This window comes from Arthrobacter sp. 4R501 (assembly GCF_002929755.1).
GTDB lineage: Bacteria > Actinomycetota > Actinomycetes > Actinomycetales > Micrococcaceae > Arthrobacter.
This window is the reverse complement of the sequence record NZ_PJIW01000016.1, coordinates 100270-116082: the sequence shown is the minus strand read 5'-3', so window position 1 is coordinate 116082 and position 15813 is coordinate 100270. Positions and strand designations below refer to the sequence as shown.

At 66.4% G+C, this 15813-nt stretch carries 16 protein-coding genes and 1 pseudogene; 6 read left to right on the top strand and 11 right to left on the bottom strand.

All coding sequences use genetic code 11. The annotated features are described in order from the left end of the window. Nucleotides 1–363 (top strand): annotated as a pseudogene (locus CXR02_RS16340) (glycosyltransferase family 2 protein); the annotation flags it as partial. Then, on the top strand, nucleotides 356–1354 hold the full coding sequence (locus tag CXR02_RS16335) for a glycosyltransferase (protein WP_104062938.1): 999 nt from the start codon (nucleotides 356–358) through the stop codon (nucleotides 1352–1354). The pseudogene CXR02_RS16340 and the gene CXR02_RS16335, both read left to right, overlap by 8 nt. Nucleotides 1355–1453: 99 nt before the next feature. On the opposite strand, the gene CXR02_RS16330 is transcribed toward CXR02_RS16335, so the two are convergent. The 3 genes from CXR02_RS16330 to CXR02_RS16320 form a co-directional block, all read right to left on the bottom strand. Continuing rightward, the gene (locus CXR02_RS16330) at nucleotides 1454–2089 is read right to left on the bottom strand and encodes a NeuD/PglB/VioB family sugar acetyltransferase (RefSeq protein ID WP_104062937.1); all 636 of its coding nucleotides are present in this window, start codon (nucleotides 2087–2089) and stop codon (nucleotides 1454–1456) included. Beyond that, nucleotides 2086–3249: a DegT/DnrJ/EryC1/StrS aminotransferase family protein gene (locus tag CXR02_RS16325; protein WP_258061040.1), complete on the bottom strand. Its 1164-nt coding sequence runs from the start codon at nucleotides 3247–3249 to the stop codon at nucleotides 2086–2088. The genes CXR02_RS16330 and CXR02_RS16325 overlap by 4 nt, the downstream gene beginning before the upstream one ends. A 242-nt stretch (nucleotides 3250–3491) precedes the next feature. Further along, on the bottom strand, nucleotides 3492–6185 hold the full coding sequence (locus CXR02_RS16320) for a LuxR family transcriptional regulator (RefSeq protein WP_104062936.1): 2694 nt from the start codon (nucleotides 6183–6185) through the stop codon (nucleotides 3492–3494). Between the two features lie 426 nt (nucleotides 6186–6611). On the opposite strand from CXR02_RS16320, the gene rpsF reads away from it, so the two are divergent. From rpsF to rplI, 4 genes are all read left to right on the top strand, one after another. Beyond that, nucleotides 6612–6917 carry a 30S ribosomal protein S6 gene (gene rpsF, locus CXR02_RS16315; protein WP_011693941.1) on the top strand — a complete coding sequence of 102 codons (306 nt, stop codon included), beginning with the start codon at nucleotides 6612–6614 and terminating at the stop codon, nucleotides 6915–6917. Between the two features lie 73 nt (nucleotides 6918–6990). Further along, nucleotides 6991–7572 carry a single-stranded DNA-binding protein gene (locus CXR02_RS16310; protein ID WP_104062935.1) on the top strand — a complete coding sequence of 194 codons (582 nt, stop codon included), beginning with the start codon at nucleotides 6991–6993 and terminating at the stop codon, nucleotides 7570–7572. A 128-nt stretch (nucleotides 7573–7700) separates the two neighbouring features. Then, nucleotides 7701–7940: a 30S ribosomal protein S18 gene (rpsR, locus tag CXR02_RS16305; protein WP_003800144.1), complete on the top strand. Its 240-nt coding sequence runs from the start codon at nucleotides 7701–7703 to the stop codon at nucleotides 7938–7940. A 17-nt stretch (nucleotides 7941–7957) separates the two neighbouring features. Further along, nucleotides 7958–8410, top strand: a complete 453-nt coding sequence (gene rplI / locus CXR02_RS16300) for a 50S ribosomal protein L9 (protein ID WP_056341694.1) — start codon at nucleotides 7958–7960, stop codon at nucleotides 8408–8410. Between the two features lie 168 nt (nucleotides 8411–8578). Here rplI and CXR02_RS16295 read toward each other — a convergent pair whose 3' ends face one another. From CXR02_RS16295 to CXR02_RS16260, 8 genes are all read right to left on the bottom strand, one after another. Next, on the bottom strand, nucleotides 8579–9001 hold the full coding sequence (locus tag CXR02_RS16295) for a DUF1801 domain-containing protein (protein ID WP_104062934.1): 423 nt from the start codon (nucleotides 8999–9001) through the stop codon (nucleotides 8579–8581). A 114-nt stretch (nucleotides 9002–9115) separates the two neighbouring features. Then, nucleotides 9116–10168 (bottom strand): hypothetical protein, encoded by a 1053-nt coding sequence (locus CXR02_RS16290; RefSeq protein WP_104062933.1) that lies wholly within the window; start codon nucleotides 10166–10168, stop codon nucleotides 9116–9118. Beyond that, a complete protein-coding gene (locus CXR02_RS16285) occupies nucleotides 10165–10389 on the bottom strand; it encodes a hypothetical protein (protein WP_104062932.1) in 225 nt (74 codons plus the stop codon). The genes CXR02_RS16290 and CXR02_RS16285 overlap by 4 nt, the downstream gene beginning before the upstream one ends. Continuing rightward, entirely contained in the window at nucleotides 10386–10724 is a 339-nt protein-coding gene (locus CXR02_RS16280; protein ID WP_104062931.1) for a hypothetical protein, read from the bottom strand. The genes CXR02_RS16285 and CXR02_RS16280 overlap by 4 nt, the downstream gene beginning before the upstream one ends. Beyond that, a complete protein-coding gene (locus tag CXR02_RS16275) occupies nucleotides 10721–12511 on the bottom strand; it encodes a glycosyltransferase (RefSeq protein WP_258061039.1) in 1791 nt (596 codons plus the stop codon). Before CXR02_RS16275 ends, CXR02_RS16280 begins: the two co-directional genes overlap by 4 nt. Further along, nucleotides 12508–13791: a polysaccharide biosynthesis protein gene (locus CXR02_RS16270; protein ID WP_104062930.1), complete on the bottom strand. Its 1284-nt coding sequence runs from the start codon at nucleotides 13789–13791 to the stop codon at nucleotides 12508–12510. Before CXR02_RS16270 ends, CXR02_RS16275 begins: the two co-directional genes overlap by 4 nt. Further along, complete coding sequence (locus CXR02_RS16265; protein WP_104062929.1) at nucleotides 13781–14611, bottom strand: glycosyltransferase; 831 nt, start codon at nucleotides 14609–14611, stop codon at nucleotides 13781–13783. The genes CXR02_RS16270 and CXR02_RS16265 overlap by 11 nt, the downstream gene beginning before the upstream one ends. A gap of 1 nt (nucleotide 14612) precedes the next feature. After that, nucleotides 14613–15704, bottom strand: a complete 1092-nt coding sequence (locus tag CXR02_RS16260) for a hypothetical protein (RefSeq protein ID WP_104062928.1) — start codon at nucleotides 15702–15704, stop codon at nucleotides 14613–14615. Nucleotides 15705–15813 lie beyond the last annotated feature (109 nt).

Here is a 15813-nt window from a genome sequence, read left to right as displayed (position 1 = left end):
TGCTATGGATATATCGCGTTTCGGAGGGAATGCCTGGAGATCCTTCAGCTGGAATCGGACGGCTTTGAAATTGAGACCGAGCTGATTGTCCGGGCGGCAAAGGCCGGTCTGCGCATTGCCGAAGTCCCCAGCTTGGAGTTGGACCGGATCTCCGGCGCGTCGAACCTGCAGACGTTCCGTGACGGTTGGCGGGTACTGGGAACGCTGGCGCGCGAATGCACCATGTGGGAGGCGCCCACCGCGGGCGCCAGACCTGAAGCCCTCCGCCGGGTGAAATATACCTACGCAAATGTCAGCGTCCCGCGGACGCCTATGGATCCCCAAACAGTCCTCGCCGCGGCTCGGGGAGGCCAGCATGTTTAGCCTTAACCCGCCGCCGACCGCCTCTATTGTCATTTGTACCTACACCGCGAAGCGTTGGGACTTGCTACTGGATGTCATCGAGTCCGTCCGGGCCCAAACGGTCGCGCCACAGGAGGTCCTGGTGGTCATTGACCACAACGAGGCTCTGTATGAGCGGCTCATCGAAATCGTGGACAACGTGACAGTAGTTGAGAGCTCCGGCCCCCCGGGGCTCTCAGGCGCACGAAATACCGGGGTGGGCCTGGCAGACGCCGACGTCGTGGCTTTCTTGGACGACGACGCCGAAGCCGCGCCGGACTGGCTGGAGCGCCTGCTTGCCCTTTATGACGATCCTGATGTCCTGGCCGTCGGCGGCCGCGTGGAACCGGTGTGGGAAGCGGGCCGTCCGGGCTACTTCGGTGAAGAGCTCGACTGGATCGTAGGATGCAGCCACCGCGGAATGCCCAAGGTGGCCTCCGAGGTCCGGAATGTCATCGGCGCAAACATGTCCTTCAGACTCGAAGTCCTGCGGCAGGTGGGCGGATTCAATGTCTCCCTCGGCCGGCAGGGCACGAAACCGCTCGGGTGCGAGGAGACCGAAATTTGCATCCGCTCCAAGATGGGCACGCCTGGGTCACGGATCGTCTACGAACCGGCCGCTCTGGTTCGTCACCACGTCCCTGCCGACAGGGGAACCGTCCCCTACATGCTGTCGCGTTCTTGGTCCGAAGGTATCTCCAAGGCACAGGTAAGCCAGATCGTTGGCCACAAGCGGGCACTCGGCCCTGAGCGGCGATACGTCCGGAGCGTACTGCCGCGGGCCGTTTTTTCCGGGATTCGTGATTGGGGCCGGGGATCAGACCCCCACGGCTTGGGCCGCGCTGGTGCGGTGATGGCCGTTCTGGCGTGCACTGCCGCCGGCTATCTGCGAGGGCGCCGGATCGCGCATATCGAGGGCCGCGCGTCGGCCGGGACAGCGCTCGTAGGCACACCATGGAGGGAGGTCCAGTGAGCGAACGCGTCGACGAACTTAGCCCGGTCGAGGAGCGGGCTGCCTTGAAGCTGGTCCCCGCCATGGAGTGTGCCTTGCCGCCGGAGTGCTTTCCCTGCCTCATTCCTGATCGATAGGGTGGGCTGGGACGCCGACCCATGTTTCGCCGTCGGGTACGTTGCTCAACACTGCCGCCCCATTTCCAACGGTCGCGTAGGACCCCACTGAAGTCCGTGCACGGACGCTGGAATTCAATCCCAGGTAGGCCGCCCGGCCGATCCGGACTCCGCCGCCCAGCGACACGCCGGCCGCGAACGTCGCGAAGTCCGCCACGTCGTCGTCGTGCGTGAAAGTCACGGACGGCATGACCACAACATGCGCCCCAAGCGTGACCGAAGCCGTCAGCGTCACATTCCGCAGCACGATGCTGCCCCGGCCGATCCGGCAACCCTCGGGGCACTCCACGGAGGGGTCGATCGCAGTGGCGTACCGGGCATCGCGCACGCCCTGGGCCGCCAGCCGTTCCACCACGGCTTCCCGGGATTTTCCCGAGGCCAGGCATACCAGCATCAGTGCGTGCGTGAACTTGGAGGCGTCGTCAATGGTCCCCAGCACCGGCGCGCCATCCACGGTGACGCCGGCCATTTCCTTGTCGTCGTCGAGCAGCCCGACGACGTCGTACTGCCCGCTGGCGCGGACCATGGTCAGGACCTCCCGGGCCAGCCCGCTTGCTGCGATCAGCACGAGTTCGCTCACCGGCGTACACCGGCGGCCGCCCGTACGCTGTTCATGACCCGGTTCAGGCCCACGTTGTCCAGGCCGTGGAAAATCGGGAGAACTAGGGTCCGGTCCGTCAGCCGTTCGGTGTTCTGGAGCCGTGCGTTGCCAGTTTCGCGCCACCGGAAGGTAGGCTGCCGGTGAGCCGCCATGGCGCCGCGGCGCGCCGAAATTCCGGCATCGGCCAGGCGGGCCAGGAGCCCTTCGCGGTCAATGGCGAAATCCGGGAGGACTTCGACCCAAAAGGACTGGAAGTTGGCCGTCCCGTACGGTGGGTCGGCCACAAACCGCAGACCGGCCAGGCCGGAAAGCCCTGCCTCATACTTCGCGGCGATCTCCCGGCGGCGAGCCACTATCTCGCCCAGCCGGCCCAGCTGCACGATGCCGACGGCGGCCTGCAGATCCGTCATCTGGTAGTCGAAGCCGACCTCGACGTACACCTCCGGCGCGGCAATGCGGGGTCCGCGACGGTCCGCCGCCGGCACGTTCAGGGAGTGGCCGCGGAGGCTCCGTGCCCGTGCCGCCCAGTCCGCCCGGTGGGTTGTCAGCATGCCGCCCTCGCCGGTGGTCAGCACATTGTCCTGGTGGAACGACCACACGGAAATGTCGGCCCCGGTGCCCACGGGCCTGCCCTTGTATTCCGAGCCAACGGCGCAGCCGGCATCTTCGATCACAGTGATTTCGTGACGGTCGCACAGCTCGCGGACTGGGTCCAGATCAACGGGCACGCCGGCCTGGTCCACCACGATCACGGCTCGCGTGTCCAGGGTCAATGCCGCCCGGACCGTGGCCGCAGTCACAGTCCCGGTGGCGGGGTCCACGTCGCAGAAAACCGGCCGTGCCCCGATATACGTCACCGCATTCGCCGTGGCGATGAAGGCCAGCGACGGCACCACCACGTCATCGCCGGGACCGATGCCGGCCACTATCAGCGCCAAGTGCAGTGCGGTGGTACTGCTGGAGGTTGCGACGGCGTGGCGCACTTCTTGAGAGGCGCCGAACCTCGCCTCGAACTCCCTGACCTTGGGCCCTTGCGAGAGCAGACCGGAGGCCAGGACGTCCGCCACGGCTCGCGCTTCTTTGTCGCCGAGCCAGGGTTCCATGACGTTGATGCGGGCAAGGACGGTTTCCGCAGTCACCGTGCACCGGCCTTCCTGGTGGCCGTTCTCATGTCCGAGTCCTTCCCACGTGCAGCTCCGGGATGTGCATTGCCTATTGCAAAACTAGTCCGTTCCGTCCCGTTCCGGTGCGGAACGGAGGCGGTACTGCGGGCGCTGGCCGGGAACAATGCGGGAACTGCGGGTACCTGCAGCCCCGGCGCCTCAGCCGGGCCCGGCGGCGGGGCGCACCCCATCCGGGGGCACGCCGCCCGGCTACTGTCCTAGACGGCAGGAAGGACGAACGGCTCCTTAGCCAGGGCGGCTGCCTTGCCGGCCGCAAGGGCCGTCAGCTGGGCCCGTGATTCGACTCCGAGCTTCCTGTAAATCGCAGTCAGGCGCACCTCCACGGTACGGACGGACACATAGAGGGCGGCCGCGATTTCCTTGTTCCGCATCCCGCGGGCCACCATTCGGGCCAGCACGCGTTCGTGGTCTGCAAGCATCAGCATCGCCGGATTGTCGGGCGTGCCGGCTGGTTCCACCCGCTCGTCGAGCAGCAGCGAGTCCACGTGCTGGGCCCAGGCATGGGCACCCGCTTCGTCGAACATCACTTTGGCACGAAGCAGACCGTCCCGGGCGCTCCGAATGCGGCCGAAGGCGTTGAGGCGTTCGGAGTAGCAGAGCAGTGTCCTGGCACGTTCCAGCAGGGACTCCTGGGCGTTCCTGTTTGCAAGTGCATCATTGAACATCTGGAGGGACTGCTCGCCGTCAGCCAGCATCGCCCGGCTCCGGGCAACCGCCGTCATGAGCCAGGGCGAACGCAGGCCCACCGCCCGGCTTTCCAAGTGCCACAGTGCCTGGGCGGCTTCCCTGTGCCTGCCCAGCCTGACCAGGACTTCCACCAGATCGGCCTCACAGCGCAGCAGAGTCGGATTGCTGAAGGCCTGGCCGATCTCCGCTGCCCGGGACAGCTGCGCGAAGGACTCGGCGAGATTTCCGCGCATGAGGGCAAAATGGCCCTGGCACGCGGCCAGTTGCGCCGTGATGGCAGGGTGGCTTTCCGCCCCGGAGAAGTGCTGTGCGTCTGTTGCGTAGGCGTGGGCGAGTGCCTCGTTTCCGAGCGCATTGGCCCGCCAGACCCGGAAGACGTGCCGCATTCCACGGTGGTATTTGGTTTCCGGTTCGGCCAGTTCTAGGTCCTCGATCAGTTTCACGGCTTTCCGGACGTTGCCGGCACGGATTTCGTTGTCCACAGCAAAGAAATCGGCGGTTTCCCGCCAATTGACGGTATTGGCCTCCAGGACGTTCCGCACCCGGGCAAAGGCCTCCTGGGCGGCAGCATGGTGTTCGGCATAGGCCAGCGCGCGGCCCTGTACCAGAAGGGCCGCCACCGTTTCGTTCCCGCCGTCGGGCTTGCGGCTGAACTGTCCGGACTTCCCGCTGATCACCTCGATGAGTCGCCGGGCGCTCTCCGCCAGCGCCAGGCAGTCGGGGGAGGCATGGTCCAGGTACTTCTCGGCGTACTGCACCAGGCCGGCGGCATCCTCAAGCTCCCAACGGTCCGCGTAGTACAGCGCAGCGGCCACGAGCAGGCGGGCTGCAAATGCCGGATCATGCTGTCCGAATTCCTTCACCAGCCGGAGCACCATGCTGGAGCGCACGGCGCCGCCCTGGATGAACTGGATCTCGAAGGCGAGGCCGGTCAGTCGAAGGACCAAGGCAGGGTTCCGCGTCACCCGCTGGGCCCAGTCCAGGTAACGCTTGGCGTAGACGAACTCACCCCTGTTCAACAGCAGTTCGGCCACCGTGGTGAGCCTGGCGGTGGTCTCCGCTTCCCAGGGGTTGATCGTCAGGGCCCGTTCAATGTACTCGACGGCGAAGGGCACCTCGCCGCTTCGGATCAGGTCAACGGCAAACCGGAGCAAGCCAAACGGAGTCTGCCGCTCCAAAGCGGTAAAACTCAGATGCCAGCGGTGGGCATAGGGATCCGCGGGCTCCGCCGCGGCCGCCATGGCACGGTGGCTGGCGGTCCGCGTTGCCGGTGTCATGGCAGCATAGACGTAGCCCCGGAGCAGCTGGTCCTGGATCCTCAGGTGTGGTCCGGACCTGTTGACCATGCCATTTGCCAGCAGTTCGTCGATCCCGCCCCACAGTTGGTCGCATGCCCGTTCCAAGGTGGCGATATCGCTGCGGCAGGACAGCGAGAGGAGGTCCAGGACCTGCCTCGCACCTGGCGAGAGCCCGCCCACGGTGGCGGCGAACTCGGCCTCGAAGCTGCCTTTGCCGGGGAGCGGGACGGGGAGTGCGTATTTTCCCTCGGCCTGGCGATCCAGCAGTAGCCCAAAAAGCTCGACGGCGGCGAGCGGGTTCCCCTGGGTGGCCGCGGCAACTGCGTGGACCGCCGCTGTCGCGGTCTGCCGAGCCGGAATGGACTCCAACATGCGGACCGTGTCGTTGTAGCTCAGCGGTGCCAGCTGGAGGGCCGGCAGGGAGGCGAAGGGACTGTCGGCAGTCTCTTCCCGCACGCTCATAAACAGTGCCATGTCCGTCCCGGTCAGCCGGCGTGCCAGGTAGCCGATCACGGCCTGGCTGCTGGGGTCCAGCTGGTCGGCATCATCGATGACGATGACCGTCCGGGACGACGAGCGCTGGTGCAGCCCGTTGAGCAGCATGGTGGAGACAGTGGGGACGTTCATGGCGCCGCTGGAATCGCGGAGCAGTTCATCGGCGAAGCGGTTAAGGACGGGGTCATCGATGCCGGTGAGGAGCGCGGTAAGGCCGGAGAGCGGCCAGTCGGACTCGGACACGCTCGCGGTGAGAAAAACGGTCCGGAAGTCGGAAAGGCGGGGAATCTCGGACAAGAGGGCGGATTTGCCCATCCCACGCCGGCCCACCACCTTGAGGGCTGAATCTTTAGGACCTCTGATTACGGAGAGTATCCGGTCCAATTCCCTGCTTCTGCCAATTAACGACATGTGGTCCCCATCCATCGAAGAAGGAGACCGAACTGCTTGCTCTATCCAAAATCCTGGGTCCATCCAGCCGCTTGCGCGACACGCGGACCGGCTATCCTGGCCGCGTCATTGCGTCCAGCACGGTACCCAGCCGTTCTTGCAAATATAGCCCTGTTCCGCGGCGTACACCAGAGACTTTTTGCCTCAGGCGCGGAGCCTGTTTTCCGGGTTATCCACATAGCCCGCCGGACGCTTCCGGCGACGGGCGCGCTACGCGTAGCCTTGAGTCAAGCGCGAATCGCCTATCCGGTCCAAATGCACTAAGATATTGAAGTCTGTGCTGCGCCCTGCCTCCGTTCTGTTGGCCGGGCATCGCACGGCATCGCAAATGAACCTCCTGTTACGGAAATGCCGTAACCGCTTAGCCCAAAGGAGGTGGGTTCACATATGCGTCCTTACGAATTGATGGTAATCATCGACCCCGAGGTCGAAGAGCGTACCGTTGAGCCGTCGCTTCAGAAGTTCCTGAACGTCATCACCAACGATGGTGGAACCATCGAAAAGGTTGACATCTGGGGCCGTCGTCGACTGGCTTACGAAATCAAGAAGAAGTCCGAAGGTATCTACGCCGTGGTGAACTTCACCGCCAAGCCGGACACCGCCAAGGAACTTGACCGCCAGCTGTCTCTTAACGAGACCATCATGCGCACCAAGATCACCCGCCCCGAAGAGCAGAAGGTTGTTGCTGAGTAATTTCAGCTCCGATTTTCATTCTTTACCCCGCAGGATCGAATTCTTCACCCAGGATCGAACAAGGAGGCAGTAGATGGCAGGCGAAACCACTATTACGGTCATCGGTAATCTCACCAGTGACCCGGAATTGCGGTTCACACCGTCAGGTTCGGCAGTCGCGAACTTCACCATCGCTTCCACCCCGCGCACCTTTGACCGCCAGTCCAATGAGTGGAAGGACGGGGAAACCCTGTTCCTCCGCGCAGCGGTTTGGCGTGAAGCAGCCGAGAACGTCGCCGAGTCCCTCACCAAGGGCATGCGCGTGATCGTTTCCGGCCGTTTGAAGAGCCGTTCCTACGAAACAAAAGAAGGCGAAAAGCGCACCGTTATCGAGCTCGAAGTCGATGAAATCGGCCCGAGCCTGCGTTACGCCAATGCCAAGGTCAACCGCACCCAGCGCTCCGGCGGTCAGGGTGGTCAGGGTGGCTTCGGCGGCGGCAACAGCGGCGGTGCCTTCGGAGGCGGCAACACTGGTGGAAACCAGGGCGGCAACTCCGGTGGAAGCTTCGGTGGCGGCAACCAGCCGGCTGCACAGGAGGATCCCTGGGCGACGCCCGGTGTCTCCAATGCAGGTGGTGGCTGGGGCAACGGCCCCGATTCCGAACCTCCCTTCTAAACCAATCATTTAGGCCCGACGCCGGGACCGCCGAAAGTGCCGCAAGGCACCTGATGCGGCTGCCGCCGTCGGACCACCACCATCCCGTGGATCAACATCCACGGGCTCCATAGAATAGGAGCTCCACGATGGCTAAGGCTGAACTCCGTAAGCCCAAACCAAAGTCCAACCCCTTGAAGGCCGCTGACATCACTGTCATCGACTACAAGGACGTAGCATTGCTGCGCAAGTTCATCTCCGACCGCGGAAAGATCCGCGCCCGTCGCGTCACTGGCGTCACGGTGCAGGAACAGCGCAAGATCGCCCAGGCAATCAAGAACGCCCGCGAAGTTGCACTGCTGCCCTACTCCGGCGCTGGCCGCGGCTAAGGAAGGGACTGACTAACATGGCAAAGCTCATTCTGACCCACGAAGTAACCGGTCTCGGTGCCGCTGGCGACGTTGTCGAGGTCAAGGACGGTTACGCACGTAACTACCTGCTGCCCCGCAACTTCGCCCTGACCTGGTCGAAGGGTGGCGAGAAGCAGGTTGAGTCCATCAAGACTGCCCGCGCCGCCCGCGAGCACGCTTCCCTGGAAGACGCTCAGAAGCAGGCCGCTGCACTCTCCGCCAAGCCGGTCAAGCTCGTCGTCAAGGCTGGCGAGACCGGACGCCTGTTCGGCACCGTCAAGCAGGCCGACGTAGCCGACGCTGTTGAGGCCGCTGGCCTTGGTAAAATCGACAAGCGCAAGGTTGAACTGCCGGCACACATCAAGTCGGTTGGTTCCTACCAGGCCAACGTCCGCCTTCACGCTGACGTTGCCGCTGTGATCGAACTCAACGTAGTCGCAGGCAAGTAGCCTTTCCGGTTACGCAGCCTCAAACTGCACAGAAACCCCCGTTGCCGTCACCGGCGGCGGGGTTTTTTGTGCCCTCTTCCATAGGCAACGCGAAGTCACTAATGCCCGAAAAAAGCCTCCTGAGGGGCATTGAGTGACTTCGCGTTGCTTTGGCCAGGAGGCGGGAAGTCAGGGGCTGTGAAGGGCCGTGGTCACGTGCCTGTAGCCTGCCTTGATCAGCTCGGCCAGCACCGCCTGGTCCACGTCGTCGAGCCTGTTCACGTAGAGGCACCCTGCACCGGTCTTGTGCTTCCCGAGCCGGGGCAGCAGTTCCGCAGCCTCGGGCCCGTACGTCAGCCCGTAGAGCGAGAGGCTTGCCTTCCGGGGTGAAAAGCCCACCGCCGCCGCATCCCCTTCCCTGCCGCTCTCGTATTTGTAGTGGTACCGCCCAAAGCCCACGATGGTCGGCCCCCACATCTCGGGCTCTTTGCCGGTGATCTCCCTCATGAGCGCCAGCAGCCGCAGGCCATCACGGTGCCTGACAGGGTCCTCCACTGCGGCCAGGAATTCGTCCACTGAGGCGCCGGTTGCCTGAGTCTTGTTTTCAGCCATGATCGAAGTCTGGCAGAGCCCTGGTTACTTGTCAGCTGCGCCGGTCCGGGTGGTAGCCGACGGCGGTGAGCCAGAATACTTCCCCCGCGCGCCGCCCGCGGCGAGATGCCCGGCTCAGCCACCGTCCGGATGCCAGTACCGCAGCCCGCCGCTGGTGGTGCCGTCGCCGGCGACGTCGACCACGGCGTACGGGAATGCCCGACGGTCCGACTGGTCAGGTCCGCGACCGCGGACGTCCGAACACCACGTGCCGGTGTTGATGTACCGGGTGGGGGACGCCTCGAGCGCCGCCTCGAGGGCCCGGTGGGTGTGGCCCGAGACGTACCAGGCCACACCGGAACCGTGCGCCTCGAGCGTACGTGCGAACCGGCCCGCTGCAGCAGGAGCCTCCTCGCCGGCGGCTCTGCGCCCGGTGGCCGCGAGCACCATGCGAGTCGCGGCGACCGGGAGCGCCGACACCGTCCGGAACCGGGACAGGCGCGCCAGGTCCCGGACGGCCACCCCGTCGAGAGCGAGCCGCAGTGACTCGGTCTGCAACAGCTCGTCGTACGCAAGCTCCCGGACTCGGCGTTCCGCCCGCTCTGACGCCAGGCAGGCCCGGGCAACGGCCCCGGCGCGGCTCAGGCGCGACCTCGACGGATGGGCGTTCCAGGCGGCGAGCGGTGGCAGGTTCAGCTCGTCGGTGCCGCTGACTGCCGCGCGGAGCACCTCGGGCATCCGGTGCAGCGCGTGGTGCTGGTGCCCGTGCTCGGCCACGAGCACGTGGGGCACGTGCAGGAACCACGGGTGCACCCGGACCCGCGTGGGCTCGGCGGGTGACAGCAGCGCCGACAGGCGGGCGGCAACCGAGGGCCGAGCCAGCTCCACGTCGTGGTTGCCGCACACGAAGTGCAGCTGCACACCGCGCGCCGCACACGCCTCCAGCGCCCGGAACGTCTCTGGGTGGCGGGCGAGGATGGACTCAAGCCGGGCCAGGCTCTCATCCTCGGCGAACCCGGCCAGCTCGAACGTGTCACCGACGAAGGCGACGTGCTGCTGCGGACCGGAGGCCGCGAGCACCTCGCGGCGCAGGAACTCTGGCAGCACGCTGCCGGGGCACCGGGGGTCATCGTCCGACACGCCCAGGTGGAGGTCGCTGAGGAGCCACCACCGTGCCGGCCGGCTCACGCTAGCAGTTCCAACACACGTGGAAGGAAGAAGAGCAGGGACACCATCCACATGACGGCCACGACCCTGCGGCTCACTGTCCGGCCGAGTAGCTTCGGACGTGTCGTGGGCTGACCGGCTTCCGGCCCAACGCGTCGGACCTCAAGCCCGACGAGGGTAACGAGCAGGGCGAGGGTGACGACCAGCGCGGCTGTCGCGAGCAGTACCGACAGATCGATCATGAAACGGCCTCCTGTCGTGCGCGTGCTATGCACGCGAGGATGGTGATGACGCCCATCGTGACAACGCATGCCTGCCACGACCACACAGCGAGGTAGAACATCGCCGTGGACACCGCCGTGAGGGCGGCGAGGCCAAGCGCCAGGACCAGCAGCGCGCGGAGCGCGAAGTCGGTAACCGGCGTGAGGCGGGCCAGTGCCTGCCCTGGAAGCAGGATGAGGACGGCTATCGCGGCGACCGCCTGCAGCGGTGTCGGCAGCCCGAGGAGCGTCACCAGCGACAGTGCGACGGCCGCGAGACCGAGCACCGCGGTGGGCCGGCTGATGCCGGCGTTCATGGTGTCACCCGGTAAACGCGTGCGTCAACGTTGCTGAACACGAGCTCCACGCCGTCCTGCGCGCTCAACCACGCCTCCAGCTCGTCGAAGCTGCCCTCGCTGCTGACGCCCCGGAGCACGAGACTCGCCTCCGACGAGCGCGTGAGCAGCACGACGGCACCGGCAGGGTTGTCCCTGGCGTCTTCGTAGACGAGTGGGCCGCACGTCGCCGTCGACAAGTCGGACTTGCACATGAAGTCGATCGTCCGGTACCGGTGTTCGAGGTATGCCTCGCTGCGCCACGGCGTCGGGGTGGACGCCGAGATGATCATCGAGCCGGGGGGCGCGAGACGCTTCACAGCGGCGACGGCGGTGATCTCATTGTCGGTGAAGACGTCATACTGGGCGTTCCCGAACCGGCCTGTCACGGTCATCCCGGCCAGCAGGAGGCACGTGAGCACAAGGCCACCCGCGGCGCGGGAGGAGGGGCGTGTGCTGCCGTCCGCGGGAAGCAGGACCGAGCACGCCTGCAGGGCGATGAAGGGCAACGCGAAAAGCGAGACGCGGATGAGCATCTCCCCGCCGTACAACTGCACGGGGAAGAGCAGCAGTGGGGTGACGGCGAGGAGGACCACCCGGATGTCGAGACGCCCCCTGCGCCAGTCGCGCACGGCCCCCGCCGTGGCGAGCGCCCACAGCACGAGGGTGAGAAGGACCCTGACCTGCACCACGAGCACGTGGCCGGCAGTCCCGCTCACGCGGTCGACGACGTTGGCGTCGATCGCGGCCAGCAGTCCTCCTTCCGCCAGGGGTGGGTTCCCGGCGAGGTATGCACTGGCGGGAAAGACGAGCCAAAGCGCCAGCACGACCGCGGTGATCAGGGGCAGCCGGCTGGGCCAGACACGTCCGCTCAAGGTGAGAGCGGTAACGGTGATGAGCACCAGGAACGGCGTCAGCTGATGGCTCGCACAGATGACCGTGATGAGCAAGAGGGTCACCGCGAGGGCGCTCACCCGGTGCCCCGGCCGGTGCTCTGCGGGCGACCGCCCTAGCCACCACGCCGTCAGGTCGGCGCGTCCGAAGCCGAGAAACTTAGGGGTCCGCGCGGCCAACGGGCCAAGGACCAGCGCGATCACGACGAGGTACAGGAAGAAGCCGAAGGCCTGGGGAGACAAGTAGTCCTGGTCCTGCCAGTTGCCGAGGCAGAAGATCCAGAGCACGAGCCAGCGCCGCCGCGAATCGCGCGTCAGGTAGCCCGTCAGCACACTCAGGGCAGCGAGCCACAGTCCCATGTTGAGCACCGGTGCCCACAGGGCAACGGTCACCGGGTCGAGACCGGTCGCCTTCAGCACCGTCGCCAGAAGGGCGAAGAAACCCGGCCAGTTGAAGTAAGCATCGATGTCGGGGTCGATCCCCTCGGTGCGCGAGAGGGCGTCCGCAATGCCGAGATGACGGAACGCGACCTCACCCCGCGGTACGTCCGTCACGAAGGCTGCGGTCCCGAAGAGCACGAGCACCAGCACCACGACCAGCCACAACATGACCGGACGCCGCGCCGGGCCCGCGGCATCTCCGCGCAGCGCCACGATGAAGGCGACGTTCAGAAGCAGAACCCCCACCCAGAACGGGTAGGGCAGCACGGCGACGAGCCCCAGATCGCTGCTAACGGGCAGGGCCACCGTGGAAGCGGCCCACACGACAAGAGCCAGCGACACGACTCCCGCCAGTGCGCACCACACGTCACGGGGCTTCCAACGTCCCTCCGTGCGGCTGGTCGCATCGAGCGTGCCAATCATCGTGTGTCTCATCGTGCGTCCTTCCTTACGCGTCGGAGGACGGCGACCAGCCGGAGGCCGACCGCCGCGGCCCCGATGGAGAGCACCACCAGCCATGCGAGGGCCATGGCGCTGGGGCCCGTTCCGGCGACGAACAGCGCTGAGGTGCAGAGGGCGACTCCGAGCGTCACGCCTACTACGATCGGCTCTGTGTAGCGGCCGAGAGCCCGGCACACGGCGTTGTACGCCTGCAGCACCGCGTACGGCACCAGTCCGGCCGCCAACCACCGCAGAGCGTCCGCGGATGCGTCGGCGTACCGCTCGCCCAGCAGGCTGAGCAGCGGGTGAGCGAGGAGGACGAGGACGACTGCCGCCAGACCTCCTACGGCAAGCGACCAACGGAGACTCGCCCAGGTGGTCGACACCAGGCGGGCCGGGTCCCGGACACCCTCGGAGAACTGGACGATGCCCATCAGCATCGGAGCGGAGTAGGCGGCCCAGGCCATCATCCATGCGGGATACCAGTAGGCAGCGATCTCCGGCGCCACCGTGTGGGCCAGCAGGAGCGGCAGCACCAGCCCGGGGGCGCGCTCGGTGAGGGTGAGGAGCTGGTACGGAATACCCACCGCCAGCAGTGGACGGCCGCGCGCCGAGCGCAAGGATGGTCGCGGCCGGTAGCCAATCAGTTTTCGCAGTTGGATCACACCGACGACGCACGCCACCGTATTCCCGAGGGTCCAGCAGGCCATTACGACGTCGGCGGAGGCGCCGTGCGCCTGCCAGGACACGAGCGCTGCAGCCCCGAGTGAAACCCCGCCGCCCAACGCGTACCTCAAGGTCGCGCTGGCACCGCGTCCCAACGCCACGAGCGCCTGGTCCAGCACAATCACCAAGGTGCCGGTGACGGCAGCCACGAGGAACGTGAGCCAGAAGAGAACCGATAGCGAGGCCGTGTCCGGCGCCACAGCCGACTGCAGCACGAGGTAGCCGAGGGCCAGCACGGTGCCGGCTACCCCCACGATGGCGAACGCCGCGTCCAGCACCCGTGCGGGGGGCTCTCCTCGCCCCACCGCGACGATTACGGCCGACCCGGCACCCAGCACCGCGAGCTGCGTGCAGATCATCACTGCCGCGACCGCGGCCATGGTGAGCCCGACCTCACGGTCTGACGTCGCGCGCGCGGCCACGACCCAGAAGGCAAAACCCCAGCCAATCTGGGCGGCCTTGCCCACGATGAGGCCGAGCGAGCTGCGCAAGGCGGAGTGCCGGACGGTCGAGCCGTCCCTGACAGTGGTCCCCCGCTCAGCGCTCACGACGCAACCCCTTCGCCAGGCCTGCGTAGTTATACCAGCAGAAGGCGAAGTAGTAGCGCAGCCACCGAGGCTGGCCCGCGGCGAGGCTCAAGGCGCTGCCCCGGACTGCCGCGGCGAAGGGCAGCAGAGCCAACCTCGCACCACGCCAGCCGTGCTTGCGGACCATCCGTCCCAGACCCGTTCCGTCCATGAGGAACTGGTCGAGCGCGAAGTCGAAGTCGTCTGCGGCAAAACGATGTTCGACCACGACCCGGCGTGACACCGCCGTTCGCAGCCCTGACTCCCGCATCCGCCAACGCAGCTCGATGTCCTCTCCCGACTTGAACGAGTCGTCGAAACCCACGCCCAGCATGAGGTCCCGGTCGACGACCGTCGCCACAAGCCCGAACCAGTTGCGGCTGCGGCCGGTGCGATGGTGATGTGCCAGCGCCTGCCCCCAGTAGCCCGGTCCGGCGACACTCTCCAGACCGGCCTGGAGGGCGTCGTAGCCGCCCTCGACCAGCTCCGTGAGCAGGTCGGCAACCCCTGTGGGCCCGAACACGACGTCGGCGTCGACGAGCAGGACCCAACGGGTGCTGCTGCTCTGCACACCGAGCGTTCGAGCCCATGGCAGGCCGCGCCCCTCGTCACTCAGGACCCGGGCACCGGCCGCGAGGGCGAGCTCGACGGTGCGGTCGGTGGAGCATCCGTCCACCACGATGATCTCGGCTACACCTGACTGACGCAGGGCCCCCAGACAGCGCGGGAGCAGGTGCTCCGCGTTGCGGGCCGGAACGACCGCGGTGACCTCGGCAAGGCTGTGACTCTCTGTGTCCCGCACCTCAGGCCTCCTGGTCGAGGACCGACGGCAGCAGCTCCTCGAGGTACCGGACGATGTCGTCCGACGCTTCGTCCGCCGTGTACGCGGAGGGCACCTGCAGCAGGTGGCAGGGACGTCCGTCGAGTGCCTTGCTCAGCACGACCCCCTTCGCCGCGAAGTGCTCGCGCCACGGGAGGACGGACGTGGCCGCCAGGCCAGTCACGACCCGCTGCGAGAAGCCCGCCATCTCGATGTGGAAGTTGCCGATCATGCGGTCGACCATCCAGTCGCTCGTCCGCTCGACGATCCGAGACCGGGCGCCCTCGAAGCGCTCGATGTAGACGGCGGCCGCGAGCGGGGCCGAGGTCGTCACTTCTCGCCCCGGGAACGCGGTCCCCGCCTCGACCATGCGGTGCTCCGGCGACCATCGCCGGGAGAAGTCCGCGAGGCGCGGATAACGGATGACGTAAGGATGCACCACCGTCGTGAGACGGCCGACGCTCTTCGAGAGCTGTGACGGGACGAGGGGTTTCCGGACACCTTCGAAAAGGTGCGGGTAGATGGCCCGGTGGTGCGGCTTGATGAACATCGGCTTCGCGTAGCCGAGCAGTGTGGCGTCCTCGGCGAGGAAGGCCCAGTCGTCGCCCATGAACGACCACCCCTCGCGCCGCATCAGCTTGGCAGCGGTGCTCGTCTTACCGGTCCCTCCGGCGGCGGGAAGCGCAATCGCGTGACCCCGGTACGCCATCGTTGCCGCGTGGATCATGCCGGCTCCTCGACCGACCATGGCGACATCGAGAACAGGGACCACGGAGGTCAACAGCTCGCCCGGCCCGTGAATGCGCCACTGCTCTGCGTCTCTCACGATCTGGACCCGATCGGCTTGGAAGCGCACGCTGTTCCCCGTGTACGCGAGCTCGTGCTCGAGCAGACCCGCATCCGGCATTGGCTCCGGCCCGGCGTCGACGACGATGTCGGCCGGCCGTTCGGTGTCGGTGGCGAAACACGCCAACATGCTCTGGAGCTGGGTCGCTGACGGCGCCTTTGCGTCGACGCGGATCGTGATGCGGCCGTGGATGTCGAAGTGCAGTGCCTTGCTCTGCCAGGTGCGCATGGTCGTCTCCTGTCTGGGTGGTCTCGGTCGGTTGGTGTCTCGGCCCCGGCGACTAATCCAGCCAGTGCCTCTAGAGGAATTCGAAACCCCCGGCCGAGTGACTCTGCCC